We start from the raw sequence: 18,474 nt of genomic DNA, 5'->3' as shown, positions 1-18,474 counted from the left end.
TTCTTTTTTTTTGCGTACAAAACTATTTTTTCTGTTCCTGCTTATTCCTTTTGTGATCATATTGATGAATATGATCTATCCTGCTGTTTCCTCTATTAAAAGCAGAATCTATGAAATCACCCGGGATCATATTTCAAAACACGGAACCGATCCGTCGGAAACCGTATATTTCTCAGAAAAACAAATGGCAAATGCTGAATGGAAAGAGGAAAGGGAATTTGTCCTCCACGGATTTTCCTACGATATCATTAAAGTTGATTTAAAAAACGGGCAGAAATATTATCAGTGCTACGTGGATAAAAAAGATATTGTTTTGAATTCCATCCTTAAATTGTCAGGATTTTTCGTGACTAAAAAAGTGTGTGCCTGGCGGCATTTTACCTTACCTGCTCAGCATACGAAACTTATAAAGGCATCTGGCTTTTTTATTTTTTCCGGCACCGGACAACCGGAGCTTTTCAGTTTTTACAGGAATCCGGAATCAGACTATTTTAAAAGATTAAAAAATACTTGTGATCTGTCAGTCATCATTCCGCCTCCGGAAGAAAGATATATTGCCTGATAAACTTTCAACGACAGATAATTAAATTTTTAATCAAATGAAAAAATATATATGCATGGCAGCCGTATTGGGCTGTACCATTGCTAATGCCCAGCAGTCCCCGGAAACCAATATCGAAGAAGTTGCCATCCAGGGAAGAAAAAAAATAAAGCAGGAACGTGCGGAATTCAAAAGGCATGCGCAATCCGTAGAAACCCTTTCCGAAGAAGAACTTAACAGGAATAATCCTGCTGCTATCGAACAGACCTTATCGACCATGCCGGGAGTGCAGGTGGACAAAAGGACGAATTTCGGTGGCCAGCGACTGGTCGTCCGCGGCTACGGAAATGACCAGAAATTCAATAACTGGGGCGTAAAGGCCTACTGGAACAATATGCCGCTTACCAATGCTGAGGGAATTACCATCCTGGATGACATCGATTTTGCCTACGTGAATAATATTGAAGTCATCAAAGGTCCGGCTGCAACGATGTACGGCGGGGGCGTAGGCGGGGTTGTCCGTTTCTACACGCGTCCCGATTTTACCAAAGGAATCACCGTATCGGAAAATGTGCTGGCGGGCGCCTTTAAAACTTTCCAGTCCCGCACGCAGCTTAATGTTGCCGATGAAAATTATTCGGTAAATGCAGCTTATGGCCATCTGGAAACGGAAGGCTACCGGCCGAACGGAAGCGGGCTGAAGAACTTTTTCAATGTCAACGGAACGGTAAAGCTGGGGAAAAGCGACCAGCTGAGCTTTTTCGGCAGCCAGGCTTATTCGTATGAGCATATTTCGGGACAGATCTCTTATGCAGACTATAATGCAGGCATTGATAACGGGAATACGGCCTACATCAGTAAAAATGCAGGGAATAAAATAAAATCAACCCGGATAGGCCTCAGCAACTCGGTGAATATTCTGCCAAATCTGAGAAATTATACCACTTTATTTTACTACAACGGAAATACGGAAAGTGTTTCGGCGGGGGCTTTCGGAATCACGAGTTCACCCAATGTGGGACTCCGTTCTACCTTTACCCTGAAAAATGAATTCAAGGATTTCGAAAACCGCTTCGACTTCGGTACGGAGATCCAGAACTCGATGTCCACTACTTCCAGTTACCGCTTTACCGGAACAGATCCTTCCAATCCGTTACAGACGACAGGAATTTCCAATGCTACTTATTTTAAGTACAATAACAATCAGTCTACCTATTTTGCCATCGATTATTTGACGTACAAACCCTGGGGCGTAACATTCCTCGCGGGAATAAGTGCCAACAGAACCAATTATGACCGGAAAGACCTGTTTGCCGTTCCCGGATTAATCGCAGGGAAAAAAGACCAGTCTTTCGGGAAGCAGTACGAAACGGCTTATATGCCGCATTTTGCCTTACAGAAAGAATGGAAGCAACAGATTTTTAATCTGAGTTACAGTGAAGGCTATAATGCACCTACAGCAACTTCTTCTTACATCAATGTCATCAATATCGCCAATGATGACCTTAAACCTGAACGTGCGAAAATGCTGGATTTCAGCGTACATGGCTTACTGCTGGATACGAAGCTGGATTATCAGGTTTCTGTATTTAATATTAATTATACCAATAAACTCACCCAGTTATCCGGTAATAATGGCACTTACAGCTACTGGGCAAATACGGGTAGCCAGAGAAACACGGGTCTTGAAGTAAGTGTGGGGTATCAGTATAAAAACGACAATTCTTTTGTGAACCGAATTGTGCCTTTTGTGAATATGTCTTACTATGATGCAAAATATAAAGATTTTAAAACAGTGTTGTTAGGAAAAGAACAGACTTATAAACATCAAACGGTAGTGGGCGTGCCGAGAAACAAATATGCAGTTGGGGTGGATCTTTATACCAAACCGGGCTTTTATCTGGTGAATACCTACAATTATCTGGGCAATGTGTACACGGATTTTGCCAATACCAATGTTGTAAAAGGTTTTGGGCTGCTTAATTCCAAACTGGGCTATAAAAAATCCTTCGGCAGATTCGACCTTGATGCCTATGTGATGGGAAATAACCTGACCAGCCAGATCAATTACACCTTCCTGTTTTTGGGTAATAATATCAATGATTCCGATTTGGGTAGTAATTATCCGAAAAACCTGGCGACGGATCTCAACCCCGGTCCAAGTAAGGCCTACTTATTTTACGGGCTGAATCTGAAATACAGGCTCTGATTATTTAAAACTGTTTCATGCTTCATGAAGCAGTTTTTTTTACCAAAAAATCAATTTTATTTCCGGATCATTTTCCTGTGTGTGATGTTAATAATGATAGGTTATAAAATAATGTGAACTCGAAGAAGAACCTGGATTAAGCGGCTGGAAGAGGGGTGCCGGATGCCGGAAGTTTCTCTTGTCAAATAAAGGAAAGGTCCTGATCATCAAACTGAATAGGTTACCACTTTATCAGAGGAGTTTTTATTTAATCCTTAATAACCGGTCTTGGTTATTTTCAATCAGAGACGGATTAATCGTTTCAAAGTCCTGAAGGGCCGGCTTGGTACAGGATAGGATAAAATCCTGTCAGAAGCGTGAATCGTTTATTCGTTCTGCCAGGATGAGTGGCATCCAAAATCCCGACTGAATCATTCTAATTTTATTTTTGATTTAAATAATCGATTGAATATGATGTCAATACGGTCGAATTCACGTTAAAGTAGTATTTAGAAAAATATTGAGCTGCACCGTATTTAAATATGGAATCGGAAAGTTTATTAATCCGGATATAATGATAATCCCTATTAAATCAGGTATAAAAACGATAGATTAAAAAAAGTAGGATATAAACTTCACAATTGTATATCTTTGCTGTTAGATTTGATACAAAGGATATGGTAAATAATCAATTTATTCTTAATAAATTCGGCTTTATGGGTAGTGATTTCTTAAATGAGCTCGATCGATGTGCCGTAATGACCCAGGTAAAGGCCAAAACCGAAATTGTAAGGGAAGGACAGAAGAATAAATTTGTCCCCTTCCTGATCAACGGATCCATACGGGTATTTACCTTAAATGACGGGCGCGAACTTATTTACTATTATATCCGCAGGAACGACAGCTGCATGATGACGTTTTCATCCATCTTTACCGATTATACCAGCCGGGTCTATGCTGTTGCCGAAGAAGATTCCGAAATCATGCTGATCCCGGTTTCCGTCATCCACGAATGGCTGATCCGCTTTCCCGAAATCAATAAGGTTTTTTATCATGAATACGATAAGCGGTTTTCCGATGTGATGAGTATGGTAAATGATGCCGTATTCCATCGTCTGGATAAACGCGTCCTGAATTACATCCGGCAGCAGATCTCCGTTACCGGCAACAATCCGATCCGGCTTACCCACCGGGAAATTGCAGGAAATCTCGGAACTTCAAGAGAAGTCATCAGCCGGGTCCTGAAAAAAATGGAAAATGAAGGAGAACTCGTTCAGACCAAGGAAGGGATACGGATTACCGTATCCGACCCGGTTAAAAGATGATGATCAATAAAGTCTTAAATATTCTGAAAATCAATTGATAAAAACAATTTTAAAGTGACATTTATCACACGGTTATGAATTGATAAGTACGTAAGTTTGTTATACAATAATATTCCAGAATATTTAAAACTAATACCTCATGAAAAAAACAATCTTATTAACGATGATGGCATCCGTTTCGTTTATAGATGCTCAGGAAATCATCTTCCGGGAAAATTTTGAAAAGGGCTTTCCGGGTAGTTTTACCCAGAACTTCATTGATCAGGAGACCACCTGGATCAATTTCGGAATTTCAGCTATCGGTGTAGAATCTCCCTTGAAGGGCACAAACAGTGCCGTATTCTTCAATGGCCTGGCGACACAGCCTGTATCCACTTCATTAGACACCCCATCCATCGATCTGTCGAACGGCCAGGTAATCCTGGAATTCCTTTACCTTCAGAAAAAAAAGGAAAACGGGACTGATAATACGTTGTCGGTTGAGCTGCTGGATGAAAAAGGGGCCTGGCAGAAGCTGCTGACCTTAGGTGCCAACGAAACCGGTAAGGAGGAAAAAATCAGGCTGCCGTTAACAGACTATTCCAAAAACAGCAGATCCGCCATCCGGTTCGTTTCCACCCAGTACAGAACGGAAAGTGCAAATCCGATCGTTCTGGATGAGGTGGTGATTTATAAAACCAAGGATAGTCCGGCACCTCTTGCCCGCAATACGGATCTTCTGTATCCGAACCCTACGAAAGACACCTTCAGGATTAAGGCAGATGCCGATACTTTCAGCTGTGAAGTTTTCGATTCAAAAGGAGAACGGGTAGTTAAGATGGAAAAGATCAACAGGCAGACTTCTATCGATTTAAGCAGGCAGCTGCCCGGTATTTATTATGTGAAAATAAACACCGGAAAAGAATCCGTAACCCGGCCGCTTATCAAAAACTAATCTAAAGTATAACTAATAACTGTGAACATCATGAAAAAGATATTATTAACAATTTCTTTCGCAGCCTCCATTCTGATCACCTACAATTTTATGAAGGACTCGGGAGTCTATCAGGGCTTTAAGTCTACCATCATGCCTTTGAATGCCATGGATACCGGGAATGTGGTTCCCCAGGCTGTATTCGATACCTGGCTACCGGCCGGCGTAACGCCTGTTCAGGACGTCTTTGTAAAACCTGCGGACGGCCTGGCCTTCAGTGATTCGGCTCCTAATCCCGTGGCTTTGCATCCGTCAAACCCTTCAAATGCCTTTATCAATCTGAATTTTTACCGGTGGACCGAACAGATGTTCTTATGGCTTCTGTCGCCGACGCCCACAACCGGCGGATACGGAAGCTGCAACGGATTTGTATTCAATTCCCCTGAATTTTATGACGTATCGGCTACCGATCAGACTACCGGGTTACGGACTTTAAAGAAGCATACCTGCATGCCGGTATTTTTCTTTAAATCTTCCGCCACTTCGCAGCAGTCCATTAAGAGTGTTGATACAAAGGATGCGATGACTTTTGATATCAAAGGAACGGCAAACGGGGCGAATAACCTGCCGGTGCTTTTCGAAAGGGAGACCAAAATAATGTTCGATGTGGATAAAGCGCCTGTTTCTCCCAATGGCCTCAACCTTGTTATGGACGGAAATGAAAAGAAAGAAGTAAAATTCGTTAAATTGATAAACAATGCACCTGTTTTCTATGGAATCAATGCGCAAATCATCGAGAATCCAACACTTATTTATTCCAAACCTCTGGAGGAGAATACCACCGTACAGAAATTTACAACGGATCTTCAGAAAAATATCTTTATCGCAAGAATAAACGGGGTGATCAGGATTGTGGTGCCGGAGCAGGGACAGGCCACCGGAGATGCACTGATGGCGAAAAACGGTTCTCTCGTTTATTATAATTCCATGGTAAACGATGTATATGCCGTTTTCCTGACGATGGTAAAGAACGGAGTATTGCCTGCTTCAGCCAGATTTCCCACCACCCAGGCAGAACTCAATGCCATTATTGCTTATGCAGCCTCAAAAAATATCCCGATCGTTGAACCCAATTCTCTAGCCATGGAACTGAAAACATCCTGGATAGAAACCACCAACCTTCCTAATCTTCAGGATTATATTACCGTAAAGGCAACGGTTCCGAATTATACCCAGACCTCAGCGAGTGTCTGGACAAGAAACGGATCTAAAACCGTGATGCTGGCACTGGTAGGTATGCATATCGTGGGGAGCGTTGCCGGGCATCCTGAGATGATCTGGGGCTCGATAGAACATGTCAATAATTCTCCTAACAGGGCGTACAACTACAGAAATTCAAGCAATGGGATCACGGCGGTAGCCGCCGACACCAACTTCGGAACAGGTCCCGCGTGGCTGTTCTCTTCTGCTACGGCTACTTCTTTCAACCTTTCCCATATGTTTATGAACGGCGAGGATATCAATGCCATGTCTCCGTTTACCATCAGCGGCAGCGATACGCAACGGACCAAGCCTTTCGGTTTCGGAAGTTCTGCCGTAGGACTTACTGAAGACCGCAGCAATGCTCAGGTAATTGCAGGGAACAATGACGTCAATGCAAGGCTGGTAGGAAACGATGTCCGGAAAAAATACTTTCATATCGGCTCAACATGGAATATTTCGGCAACGAGTTTCAGCCATGTGGGAACCAACCAGTTATCCAATACCACCATGGAAACCTATTCCCAGTTTCAGAATGCAAATTCGGATCCCCGGACCAATTGCTTCGGATGTCATTCGGCGAATAATGCCACCCAGCTGAGCCCGGCGCTTTCAAACATCAGCCATGTTTTCAACAGCAATCCGCTGGTTCCGTAAGTGCGGATTCTGTCTGATACTGTTTACGAAAGAGAGTGAATGAAAAGGAAGGGCGCTTTGTTTTCAGATCTGAAATAAGATCATCCGTAATCCGGAAGATTCATTAAAGTTTAATATAAACGCATGCATCATAAACAGGCTGTCTTTCAGGGCAGTCTGTTTTCTGTTGCGGGCTATTCCCTGAAAATATGGATACCGGTGACTTTTATCACACAATTTTAACGGGCTAAGTTTCTAAGTTTGCGTTATTAATTCAATAATGCTTATGACAAAAACTCTCTTATTTTTATCGGTATTCATCGCAGGTTTTGCCTCGGCACAGGAAGATTTGCTGAAGGATATCGATACAATCCAGACCAAAACCCCGGATATGGAGCAGCCTGCCTTCAAAGCACTGCAGATTGTTACCGGGCAATCTACCAAGCTTCCTGCAAAGAACGAATGGTATATGGTGGTTGCACACCGCTTCGGAGATATCAGCAAAGGGTTTAAGGACTTTTTCGGGCTCGATAATGCTTCAACCAAATTAGGCGGGATCTACGGGATAACCGATGGTATTTCGGTGAGTCTTTCCAGGGAAACCAACCTTAAAACCTTTGAAGGGGCCATAAAATACAGACTGATAAAGCAAAGCGAAAACTTTCCGGTAGATCTTGTGGGATATCATGTAATGGCTGTGAATACAGACCTCAGCAAGGATAATTATCCGGATCTCCGGTTCGGCGACCGGCTTTCCTATCTTACCCAGGCTTTGATTTCCCGGAGGTTCAACGATAAGTTTTCCCTTCAGCTCACCCCGTCTTATGTACACAAGAACCTTTATGAGCCGGCGATTGAAGACAAAAATCAGTTTCTTGCAGGTATGGGCGGCCGTTATAAGATCTCCAAAAGGATTTCCCTCAACGCCGAATACTTTGTAAACTTCGACAATCACAGTTTCTACAAAAATCCGCTTTCGTTAGGGATGGATATAGAAACCGGGGGACACGTGTTCCAGCTTTTGTTCACCAATTCCCAGCTCAATTCGGATATCGGTTACCTGACCAATGCTTCCGGAAAATGGGAAAAAGGCCAGATTTTCTTTGGGTTTAACCTTTATCGGGTATTTTAAGTATGAAAAAGTTTATATGTATCATTTCAGCAGCCGTTGCATGCATCGCCTGTGAAAGCCGGACTTACGAGGAAATTTCAGATAATACCCCAATTGCACAGGTCGTCACGTACAATAAGGACGTCAAGGCCATCATCGATGCCAATTGTGTAAGCTGCCACTCGCCGGGACCTCAGGCCCTGACCAATTATTCCCAGGTTAAAGGCAACATCAACAGCATCATCGACAGGATAAGCCGTGCCAACGGGGATCCTCAGAAAATGCCGCAGGGCGGAAGTTTATCTCCTGCACAAATCAATATCATCACCAAATGGAAGACCGACGGACTTCCTGAAAACTAAATCAAATTTTATGAAAAAGCTAATTCTGGTTATTGCAGCCATACTTGTTACCCATTTTGCATCGGCACAGAAATACGTAGCCAAAACAGGCAAAGTCACTTTTGAAGCATCGGTCCCTTTGTTTGAAGACGTTTTCGCACAGGATGACACCAACGTAGCGGTAATCAATGCCGATACCGGGGAATTTGCCTCGGTTTCCAACGTTAAAAATTTCCATTTCAAAACCAAACTGATGGAAGAACACTTCAATGAAAGCTATGCGGAAACGGCAAAATATCCCAAGACCACCTTTAAAGGAAAGATCGTTAATTTCGATAAGTCCAAACTTTCCGCATCTCCGCAGAAATACACGCTTCAGGGAACACTGAATTTTCACGGGGTGGATAAAGCCTACAATTCTGCGGCTTCCCTGTATGCCAAAGACGGAAAGATCTATATGACCGGAAGCTTTGTGGTAAAACCGGCAGATCATCAAGTGACCATTCCTAAAATGGTAACCAAGAAAATTGCCGAAAGCGTAAACGTACAGTATAACTATGTCCTTTCAAAACAATGAAAAAGACCTTTTTTATCCTGAGCATGTTTCTGGGCCTGGTATTTCTATCCGCTCAGGAAAAAGCAAAATCCATCTATGATGTTGCACGCAGCGGGACGGTAGCTGAGGTGAAAGAACTGATGAAACAGAACCCGGACATCATCAACCAGACCAACGAGGGCGGCTTCTCGCCGTTGATTCTTGCATGCTACCGGGGAAACGTGGAGGTGGCCAAATTTCTGATGGACCGGGTCAAAGATGTTAATTACAAAAGCCGGGAAGGAACTGCCTTATCCGGGCTTGCCGTAAAATATAACCGGGAACTCGCGGAATACCTTCTCAGCAAAAATGCAGATCCGAATATTGCAGATGCTTCAGGATATACGCCGCTGTTCTGGGCCGTAAAATTCGGAAACAGGGAAATGACGGAACTGCTGCTGAAGAATAAAGCCGATAAAACCATAAAAGACGCTCAGGGAATGACGCCTTTTGAATACGCATTACAAACGAACAATAAAGAAATTATTAATCTGCTTAAAAATTAAAGAATGAAAAAACTTTTACTTACTTTATCCCTGGCTGTAGCTTCCTCATTCAGCGCACAGCTTTTTCAACGGGAACCGTGAGCCTCGGCTCTTCAGGAATGACTGTAAAAATGGTGACTTCTTCCACCAATGTTACCCTTACACTTACCGGACCGGATACGGCTTATCTGGGGTTGGGTTTCGGCGGCACCGGAAGCAGTGGCGGTATGGGAAGTGGTGTTGACGGATTTATTTATAACTCCAACTCAACAAACACGACCAATCTGGATTATACTTTTGCCGGAATCGGCGTGACTCCTAACGCGGATCCGGCCCAGGACTGGACCATCAGCTCCAACACGACGGCAGGAGGAACAAGAACCCTTGTAGCTACCCGGTCTTTGGCCGGAGGTACGGGTGATACCGCATTTACCAATTCCACAGGTTCGATCAATATTTTTTATGCGGTCGGACCAAGCCTTACATTAGCGAATAACCACCATTCCACCAGAGGATATTCCGTTCTTACGAGATCATCTGTCCTGGCAACCGGCGAAGTAGCGGCTGAACCTAAGAAAGTGGTGCTTTATCCCAACCCTGCCAAAGAGACTTTTACTTTTAAAAGTGTAGATAAAATCAGGACGGTTGATATTTACGAAGCGACCGGAAGAAAAGTGAAGTCCGTAAAAGTGGATGGAAAAGAAGTTAATATTTCCGAATTTAAATCCGGAAACTACTATCTTGAAATCACCCTGAAAGACGGTTCAACCGTTTTCGAACAACTCATCAAACAATAACAATAAAGGCCACTGCAAAGTGGCTTTTTCATTAATAGTAATCAACAACGTTTAATGTTTTTTTAACCGGCTAAATTTTCATGTGAAAAACAGGGGAACTAACTTTGCATAAAATATAAACAATGAAGCAAGGGGTATTATCTGTACTGCTGATCTTTTCACTGGTTGTTTCCGCACAGAAGACCAATGCTGATACGGCTCAGGTTGTTGTGCCGGGCCGGTATAACAGGGTGGAAGCGCAAACCAAACCGTATGTCATCCTGATTTCCACCGACGGATTCCGTTACGATTATGCTGAAAAATACCATGCGGAAAACCTTCTGAAATATTCTGCGCAAGGCGTACGGGCAAAAGACATGCTCCCGAGCTACCCAAGCATTACCTTTCCGAACCACTGGACGCTGGTTACCGGTTTGTATCCTGCCCACCACGGTCTTATCGATAATTACTTCTACGATTATGGAAGAAAGGAAAACTATGAGGCGAGCAGCAGAAAAACGGCAGAAGACGGAAGCTGGTACGGCGGAACTCCGCTCTGGTCACTGGCCGAAAAGCAGGGCATGGTCTCCGCTTCCATGATGTGGGTGGGGTCTGCAAGCGACGCAGGAGGCAAAAGGCCATCGTTCTACTATCCTTACCATGAGAAGTTTTCACCTGCTGAAAAAGCAGATAAAGTGATCGGCTGGCTGAAACTTCCGATGGATCAGAGACCGCATTTTATCGCTGTGTATTTCCCGGAAGTGGATGCGTCGGGCCATCATTTCGGTCCCGATGCCAAAGAAACCGGAGAGGCCGTACATCTGGTGGACCAGGCCATTGGAAATCTGGTTTCTAAAATAAATGATCTCGGGCTGAAGAATGTAAACTTTGTTTTCGTCTCAGACCACGGCATGATCAAAGTAGATGGTGAGCATCCTCTGGAGATTCCTTCTTTGTTACTGGATAAAAATAAATTCGATTACTACAATTCCCAAACCATTTTAAGGGTTTATGTTAAAGATCCGGCAGATGTGAAGAACACTTATAAGCAATTAAAAAGAGAGAAAACCGGAGACTATGAGGTTTATCTGGATAAAAAGCTGCCGAAATACCTTTATTTTGCTACAAGGGACGACCGTTACAACAGGATCGGACAGATTATACTGATCCCGAAAGCTCCGAAAATATTTCTTGAAAAGGGAAAGAAAGGTCCCGTTGGAAAACATGGTTACGATCCGCGTACCGTATCTGAAATGAAAGCTACCTTCTTCGCCTGGGGACCGGAATTCAAAGGTAACCTGGAGATCGGTGAATTTCAGAATGTAAATGTGTACCCGCTGGTTGCTGATATTCTGGAACTAAAGTTTGAACAGCCGGTCGACGGAAAACTAAAGGTACTTAAAAAAATATTGAAGAAGAATTAAATGTAACAATGTAACAATGTAACAATGTAACAATGTAACAATGTAACAATTTGAATGGTATTCATCAATGCTTGAATTTATTCCTATTCTAACTGTCCCTCAGTCTTTAACTTTACCTTAGCCTCAAAAAACAAAAAGCCCTCCGGAACCGAAGAGCCTTTGTGAAAAAATACCCGAAGGTTTATAAAGATTTCATGTCGATTACAAAACGGTATTTCACGTCGCTTTTCAGCATTCTCTCATACGCTTCGTTGATCTCGCTCATTTTAATGAGTTCAATATCTGAAACGATATTGTGTTGGCCGCAGAAATCCAGCATTTCCTGGGTTTCGGCAATTCCTCCGATCAGGGAGCCGGCTACCGAGCGTCTCTGGAAAATCAAAGGAAGCGTACTTGGCTTGGTTTCCTCAAACGGTCCTACAAATCCTACCAGCACCAGGGTTCCGTTCAGTGCCACCGTCTGCAGATAAGGATTGATGTCGTGTTCATAAGGAACAGTATCGATAATCAGGTCAAATTTTCCCTGTACCGAATCCATGTGTTCTTTTTCCGTAGAGATCACCACGTGGTCTGCACCCAGTTTTTTTGCGTCTTCCGTTTTTCCCGGTGTCCTTGAAAATAAAGTTACTTCAGCACCCAGGCCTTTGGCCAGCTTGATCGCCATGTGGCCCAAGCCTCCCAGGCCAACTACCGCAACTTTGGAATCCGGACCGACATTCCAGTGTCTCAGCGGGGACCAGGTGGTAATTCCTGCACACAGAAGCGGAGCTACGGCAGCTAAATCCAGGTTTTCAGGAATACTCAGTACAAAGCCTTCGTCTACCACTACTTTCTGGGAATATCCACCGAAAGTCTGGCCGCCCAGGTGCTTGTCTTTTCCGTTATAGGTTCCGGTAAATCCGTTCTGGCAATATTGCTCCAGGTCGTGTCTGCAGCTTTCGCATTCTCCGCAGGAATCTACCATACAGCCAACGGCTGCCAGATCGCCCACTTTAAATTTGGAAACTTCGCTTCCGATGTTGGTAATCCTGCCTACGATTTCATGTCCGGGAACCACAGGATAGATTGATCCGCCCCAATCGTTTCTGGCGGTATGCAGATCCGAGTGGCATACGCCGCAATATAAAATTTCAATTTCAATGTCTTTTGCGGTAACTTCCCGTCTTTCGATCTTTAATTCCTGAAGATCGGCCGTTCTGGATTCCGCGCCGTAAGCTTTTACTGTAAATGTGCTCATTTGTTTAGTATTAATTATTTTTTTGTTTGTTGTCTATTTGAATCGGATACCCCTGGGCATCCTTTGAAAGATGATCCCCGGCCATCGGCAGAACTGAAGGCCACTGCTTTCAGAATCTGATGCTATGGCTGCAAAATTCGAACCTTTTGCCGTAAATCGGCTTATATAAATTACGGGAAGAACTACCAATTTTACCGGCCATGCCCAATGTCCCGGAGAAAATGGTAATTTTGAACCTATAAAATAAAAGTCATGCAGAATCAGGGCGTTGAAGTTTTTAATACCATATCGGAATACAATAAAATGCTGAACCATGAAACCCTGCATCCGCTGGTGAGTGTGGTAGATTTCTCGAAATCGAATCCTATCTGCCAGTTTACCAGGAAGTTTGGGTTTTACACCGTTTTCCTGAAAGATGTCATGTGCGGCGACATGCAGTACGGCAAGCACAGCTACGATTATCAGGAAGGAACACTGGTGTTTATTGCACCGGGACAGACCTACGGGATTTATAATGCAGAAACTTACATTCAGCCTGCCGGTTTTGCATTGGTTTTCCATCCCGATCTGCTGAAAGGAACTTCTCTTGGAAAGAACATCAAAGCGTATAACTTCTTCTCCTATGATGTCCACGAAGCATTGCATCTTTCCGAAAAGGAACGGGAGACAGTTCTGGAATGTCTGAAAAACATAAAACACGAAATCGCACAGCCGATCGACAAGCACAGCAAATCCTTGATCATCAACAATATCGAGCTTTTTCTCAATTACTGCATGCGGTTCTACGACCGCCAGTTTATTACCCGGGACTATGTAAACCGGGGAATCATCGGCAGGTTCGATACTTTGCTGAATGATTACCTGCGTTCGGAAAAGCCTAAACATATCGGTTTGCCGATGGTCAATTATTTTGCCGATCAGCTGAATTTATCAGCAAACTATTTCGGCGACCTGATCAAAAAGGAAACCGGAGTTTCCGCGCAGGAATATATTCACAACCGGCTTATCGATACGGCGAAGGACCAGATCTTCGATCCGGCAAAGTCCATCAGCGAAATTTCCTACAATTTAGGTTTCAAATACCCACAGCATTTTACCCGCCTGTTCAAAAGCAAAGTCGGGGTTTCTCCAAGCGAATATAAGTCGTTGAACTGATTTTATAATTCTTAAACCGCCGATGTACACTGACCTTCTTGTCATGCCGCAGGCATCTCAACATTGTACTAAAAGTTGAATATTCGCATTGGGGCTTGGGTCGCTTTTGTGTCAGTTTAAAACCATAGTTCAGATATTTTTGAAAATTAACTAGAATAAAAAATAGTCAGATTATTAGCTTCGGGAAACTGGATCCCGGGATATCCTGGACATTGGCCACATCAAAGATCGTTACCGATTCCAGAGAAGTTTAAAAGGTGAAGTAAACCGGCAGAGTATTCAGCTGATCAATTCCGGTAATTGGATCTAGGGGATATTCAGAACGATGGCCATAATGGGGATATCCATCGTTTGTTGAGATCATTATTAATCATGTAATAATTCTGTTACCACTTAATTTATAATCATAGTTCATTCAGCTATCGATTAATCCATTTTATTGCCTCATTTAACTGACTATCTGTACCTTCAGCAACATCAGGTATGATGGGATCAATGACCTTGTCGATCTTAATACCCTTACGTTATGTTTGAGTTCCATCTGGATAAAAAATGGCATTGCCGGAAAACGGAAATTTGTATCCACCGGGTAGAACAATCTATTTATCATCACCATCTGCACCAGCACTCTGACTACCGATTGTAATGGCATTTGGAAATATATGTTGCAATAATATCGTATAATATTCACCAGCACTCAGCGTTTCGCCATTTACCAAAATGACAATCTTTGCATTCGTTACACGGTTTCTGGGTTGTGCTGTTGGCGGATAATATTCTATATTATCTGTTAATTGTCTGTACATACCAATATGCTGTTTATCCAACTTATAATATCTTGAAAACAAGCTCTTATCTTTTCCAAAAGTATTGTACATCAGATAATAGAAACCGCCCCAATCCGGATAGCTCCGCATATCTAGAATAATGCCTTTTTGCTTTCCTGCTTGAATAAAAATAGAATTCATCGCAGTTTTCAATTTATCTTCGGGCAGATTTTCAAGAAATCGGGTCGTTTGATTAGATCTGAAGATCACTACACCAGGCGCCGCATATTCTGGTTGAATGCCTAATTTACTTCCGGCAAGCTTGTTATTTATATAGGCAGACACTTTTTTGAAGTCATCCTGCTTACTTATCCACTCAACAGTTGTTTTTCTAATATTTCTTCCACGCATCAATATTAGTTCGGCATGCAGATTATCGGTTGGGAAGAGCAGATTGTCCAGGTATCGGCTTAAACGAGAATTAAGCGATTAGGATTTGAAGCTGAAAGATATTCCCCTATTAAGTCCACCCTCTTACTTATCGTTTTATTATTAACATGAGTGATCACATCGCCTTGCTTAATATCGGCTTGTTTACACAATTCAGGAATGATAATTTTAGTAACCACTACCTTGGAACCATTATTGACTAGCTGATAATCAAAAGGTGGGTAAAACTTTATCTTTAAAATAGTCTTCCAGTTTTCATTTCCTTGTAAAACCGAAGGGCATGGGTATCATTTAAAGGAGCTACCAGTCTAAGTAATTGTGTTTCAAAAGCGAGTCTTATATCAGCTTTTGCAAACAGTGGTATAGCACCCATAGAAATCTTGTCCCAGTCAGAATCCATGAGATATTTGTGAGGGAAGAGATAATTTACTCCGGCCATAATTTTAGCTGAAGACAGCATCCGATACTCATAGGGTATAGGAAGGGAATCTGGAAAAGCGTATGGCTTCTCGTGTGGAATTTCCGTAGAGAAATGCTTTGGCGTATAATAGTAATGGCTATCATCCGCAAAGCGATTCTTGTAAATATTGCAGCTTTTTACGCAGATCTACCGAAAGAAACGTTTCTTTTGTAAACCAATTTTGGTTAACGTTATCAATCATTTCTGTGACAGAATATTTTGTAGGGGCAGGTTTAAAGATTTGTCCAGAATTTAAGTTGCTGATCATTCTGGAAAGTATGGAATCTAATTGACTGGCATTCTGAATTTTATCTACAGCTTCATAATTCTTTAAAAAATACTATCAGCATCAATCCTTCCTGAAGCTAATGCTGGATGATAATATTTTAAAAATCCCCAGGTTTTTAAATAGTAATATTTGACTTTTGTCTGTTCGGTTTGTTGTGCAAAGGTATGAACAGTAAATAAAGTGCAGACAATGGTTAAAGAAAATATTTTAAGTTCATAATTATTGATTTATCTTGTTATCTTTCATAAAAAAATATGATTTTATAATCTATTCTGATCCCGCAAAAAAATAGAAGTGAAATTTTATTTTAATGAATTTGCTTCAAGCTAGTTTGTTATCATTTTCTTCTCCTTTTACCAGATCTTTACTCTATCTTTTGGTCTAAGATAAAGCTTGTCATTTCCGTTGATTTTAAAAGCTTTATACCACGCATCAACATTTCTAACTACACCATTCACTCGGTATTGAGCAGGCGCATGATAATCCTTTTCAGCACTTAGGCGGTATGCCTCAGGGGTGTAAAGGCTCCTATTTACCTGTGCAAAAGATAAAAAAAACTTTGATCGGGTGTAAAGGTAGTTATATTCTTATTTTCATCAGGATGATCTTTCAGATAAAGACGATAGGCTGCATGAGCCAAAACGACTCCGGTCAGATCACCTATATTTTCTCCCAACGTTTGCTTTCCATTCAGATGAATACCTTCCAGGGGTGAAAAGCTGTTGTATTGCTCAATAAGGCGTTGAGTACGATTCTCAAATTGTTTTCTTGTTTCCGGTGTCCACCAATCTCTCATCACACCATTACCATCAAACAGGGATCCCTGATCGTCGAAACAGTGCCCAAGCTCATGTCCGATGATGGCACCTATAGCACCAAAGTTAGCCGCTGCATCTGCATTTGGGTCGAAGAAGATAGGCTGTAGAATTCCTGCAGGAAACTCTATAGAATTGTATAATTTACTGCTTGTGGCATCAACGGTCTGTGGCATCTGGTACCATTCCTTACTGGTGAAATTTTTATCTATAATTGACTTTTCATAATCCCAGTTGGCTTTTGCGATCAGTTGTTCATTGGCAATCGGATTTTTTGCATCGAACTTTAATAATGAATAGTCGCGCCAGACTTCCGGATATCCTATTCTGACCGTTACCGCATTTAACTTATCAATGGCCTCCTTTCTGCTTTGATCATCCATCCAATCCAGTTTTCCAAGCCTTTCTGAAAATGCCTTACGAACATATCTGACCAAATCCTGGATATTTTTGAGATGCGATTCAGGAAAGTATTTTTCAACGTAAAGTTTTCCTACGAGTTGTCCCAAACGACTGTTGACATACTGAATTGATTTTTGATCTCTGGGAGTGTCTGCTCGAATACCGCTCAGCTGGGTACCATAAAAATTAAAATAGTTCTGACGGAAGTCTTTTGACAGAATTGTAGAGTGGTTAACGATCCAATGAAATGCAATATAGGATGACCAAACATCTGTCGATGTTTCTGCAAATAGCTTTGCTTTTGCCTTGATGGCCGTATCTGCCTGCAAAATCACTTGATCCACATTATCGACTTGTCTTTCCTTAAAGAAAACCTTCCAAGGGAAACCTGGAGCATAACTATCCAAATCCTCAGTTTGGATAACGTGGGAATTGATCTTGCTGTCCCGCATCTGAGCCGGTGTCCATTGTAAATTGGCTAATTTTGTTTCTATGCTCAGGATGTCATCAGCACGTCGGTCAGCATTTTTGATGCCTGCCAGATCAAAAGTTCTAATAATATACTCTTTGTAAGCTTTTCGATACTTAATATACACAGCATCATCTTTCGTATAATATTCAGGTGTCGGCAATCCGATGCCGCTCTCATTCAATGAAACTAAAAATTTGCTTCTGTCATTGAGGTGGGGTCCGGTATGAATAGCGATGATCGAAAAAGATTTCGGATCAGCCATCCATTTTGCGGCTTCTTGGTAACTGCGAATAGCGAGAATATTTTGAAGATCTTTCTCAATGGGTTTAATCCCAACTTTGTCCATATCGTCCGTATCTAAATATCCTAAATAGACTGAGTTGATCTGTTTCAAAGAGTAATTTGTTGAGTAACTTTTTTTGTCTCCATCACAAATGATTTCATTAATTCTTTGATTTATTTTATCTTTAGCTTGACTGTAGCTGTTAAATCCCGAAGAACCTGCTGGAATTTTTGCTGACTTTAACCAACCTTCATTGACATAGGTATAAAAATCATTGCCGGGTTTTAAGGTCTTACTGATGAACTGTGTTTCTACGCCCCAATTTCCGGATGTCGATTTTCCTTTATTGAGTTGGTTTATTTGTGCTTTTACAGGAAACACTCCAAATGGCAATGCAAGCAATAAAATAACTACTCTTATTTTATTGATTTCTGTAAATGCAATATTTTTCTTATAAAAGTGATGAGAATATTTCGGAATTGAGATTGATTGATTCATATTTATCAGTTGTAAATTGACGAATTTACTGAAACTAACATATTCAAACTT

16 protein-coding genes and 1 pseudogene are annotated in these 18,474 nt (G+C 41.9%); 12 read left to right on the top strand and 5 right to left on the bottom strand.

The annotated features are described in order from the left end of the window. Positions 1–10: 10 nt before the first annotated feature. From CHA01nite_RS09130 to CHA01nite_RS09080, 11 genes are all read left to right on the top strand, one after another. On the top strand, positions 11–562 hold the full coding sequence (locus CHA01nite_RS09130) for a hypothetical protein (RefSeq protein WP_146941007.1): 552 nt from the start codon (positions 11–13) through the stop codon (positions 560–562). A 37-nt stretch (positions 563–599) separates the two neighbouring features. Next, complete coding sequence (locus CHA01nite_RS09125) at positions 600–2,750, top strand: TonB-dependent receptor (RefSeq protein ID WP_146941006.1); 2,151 nt, start codon at positions 600–602, stop codon at positions 2,748–2,750. Between the two features lie 695 nt (positions 2,751–3,445). Continuing rightward, complete coding sequence (locus tag CHA01nite_RS09120) at positions 3,446–4,054, top strand: Crp/Fnr family transcriptional regulator (RefSeq protein ID WP_228458383.1); 609 nt, start codon at positions 3,446–3,448, stop codon at positions 4,052–4,054. A gap of 139 nt (positions 4,055–4,193) precedes the next feature. Beyond that, complete coding sequence (locus tag CHA01nite_RS09115; protein WP_146941004.1) at positions 4,194–4,988, top strand: T9SS type A sorting domain-containing protein; 795 nt, start codon at positions 4,194–4,196, stop codon at positions 4,986–4,988. Positions 4,989–5,018: 30 nt separating this feature from the next. Then, a complete protein-coding gene (locus CHA01nite_RS09110) occupies positions 5,019–6,884 on the top strand; it encodes a hypothetical protein (protein WP_146941003.1) in 1,866 nt (621 codons plus the stop codon). 265 nt (positions 6,885–7,149) lie between these two features. Beyond that, positions 7,150–7,995: a DUF5777 family beta-barrel protein gene (locus tag CHA01nite_RS09105; protein WP_146941002.1), complete on the top strand. Its 846-nt coding sequence runs from the start codon at positions 7,150–7,152 to the stop codon at positions 7,993–7,995. 2 nt (positions 7,996–7,997) lie between these two features. Beyond that, complete coding sequence (locus tag CHA01nite_RS09100; protein WP_228458382.1) at positions 7,998–8,336, top strand: c-type cytochrome; 339 nt, start codon at positions 7,998–8,000, stop codon at positions 8,334–8,336. Between the two features lie 10 nt (positions 8,337–8,346). Next, entirely contained in the window at positions 8,347–8,892 is a 546-nt protein-coding gene (locus tag CHA01nite_RS09095) for a YceI family protein (protein WP_146941001.1), read from the top strand. Further along, entirely contained in the window at positions 8,889–9,416 is a 528-nt protein-coding gene (locus CHA01nite_RS09090) for an ankyrin repeat domain-containing protein (protein ID WP_146941000.1), read from the top strand. The genes CHA01nite_RS09095 and CHA01nite_RS09090 overlap by 4 nt, the downstream gene beginning before the upstream one ends. Positions 9,417–9,493: 77 nt before the next feature. Beyond that, positions 9,494–10,192 (top strand): T9SS type A sorting domain-containing protein, encoded by a 699-nt coding sequence (locus tag CHA01nite_RS09085; protein WP_228458381.1) that lies wholly within the window; start codon positions 9,494–9,496, stop codon positions 10,190–10,192. Positions 10,193–10,314: 122 nt separating this feature from the next. Then, the gene (locus CHA01nite_RS09080) at positions 10,315–11,595 is read left to right on the top strand and encodes an alkaline phosphatase family protein (protein ID WP_146940999.1); all 1,281 of its coding nucleotides are present in this window, start codon (positions 10,315–10,317) and stop codon (positions 11,593–11,595) included. Positions 11,596–11,776: 181 nt separating this feature from the next. On the opposite strand, the gene CHA01nite_RS09075 is transcribed toward CHA01nite_RS09080, so the two are convergent. Continuing rightward, a complete protein-coding gene (locus tag CHA01nite_RS09075; RefSeq protein WP_146940998.1) occupies positions 11,777–12,832 on the bottom strand; it encodes an NAD(P)-dependent alcohol dehydrogenase in 1,056 nt (351 codons plus the stop codon). 252 nt (positions 12,833–13,084) lie between these two features. On the opposite strand from CHA01nite_RS09075, the gene CHA01nite_RS09070 reads away from it, so the two are divergent. Further along, entirely contained in the window at positions 13,085–13,987 is a 903-nt protein-coding gene (locus CHA01nite_RS09070) for a helix-turn-helix domain-containing protein (protein WP_146940997.1), read from the top strand. A 599-nt stretch (positions 13,988–14,586) separates the two neighbouring features. Here CHA01nite_RS09070 and CHA01nite_RS09065 read toward each other — a convergent pair. The 4 genes and pseudogenes from CHA01nite_RS09065 to CHA01nite_RS09045 all read right to left on the bottom strand — a co-directional run bounded on the left by CHA01nite_RS09065 (position 14,587) and on the right by CHA01nite_RS09045 (position 18,423). Further along, positions 14,587–15,165 (bottom strand): S41 family peptidase, encoded by a 579-nt coding sequence (locus tag CHA01nite_RS09065; RefSeq protein WP_146940996.1) that lies wholly within the window; start codon positions 15,163–15,165, stop codon positions 14,587–14,589. Positions 15,166–15,224: 59 nt separating this feature from the next. Further along, a complete protein-coding gene (locus CHA01nite_RS21075; RefSeq protein WP_373869022.1) occupies positions 15,225–15,437 on the bottom strand; it encodes a PDZ domain-containing protein in 213 nt (70 codons plus the stop codon). 2 nt (positions 15,438–15,439) lie between these two features. Next, a complete protein-coding gene (locus CHA01nite_RS09055; RefSeq protein WP_146940995.1) occupies positions 15,440–15,643 on the bottom strand; it encodes a hypothetical protein in 204 nt (67 codons plus the stop codon). Positions 15,644–16,306: 663 nt separating this feature from the next. Continuing rightward, positions 16,307–18,423 (bottom strand): annotated as a pseudogene (locus CHA01nite_RS09045) (M13 family metallopeptidase). Between the last annotated feature and the right edge of the window lie 51 nt (positions 18,424–18,474).

The sequence above is a fragment of the Chryseobacterium hagamense genome (assembly GCF_007991455.1).
Taxonomy (GTDB): domain Bacteria; phylum Bacteroidota; class Bacteroidia; order Flavobacteriales; family Weeksellaceae; genus Chryseobacterium; species Chryseobacterium hagamense.
The sequence above is the reverse complement of the archived record's forward strand: the minus strand, read 5'-3'. Positions and strand labels throughout refer to the sequence as shown.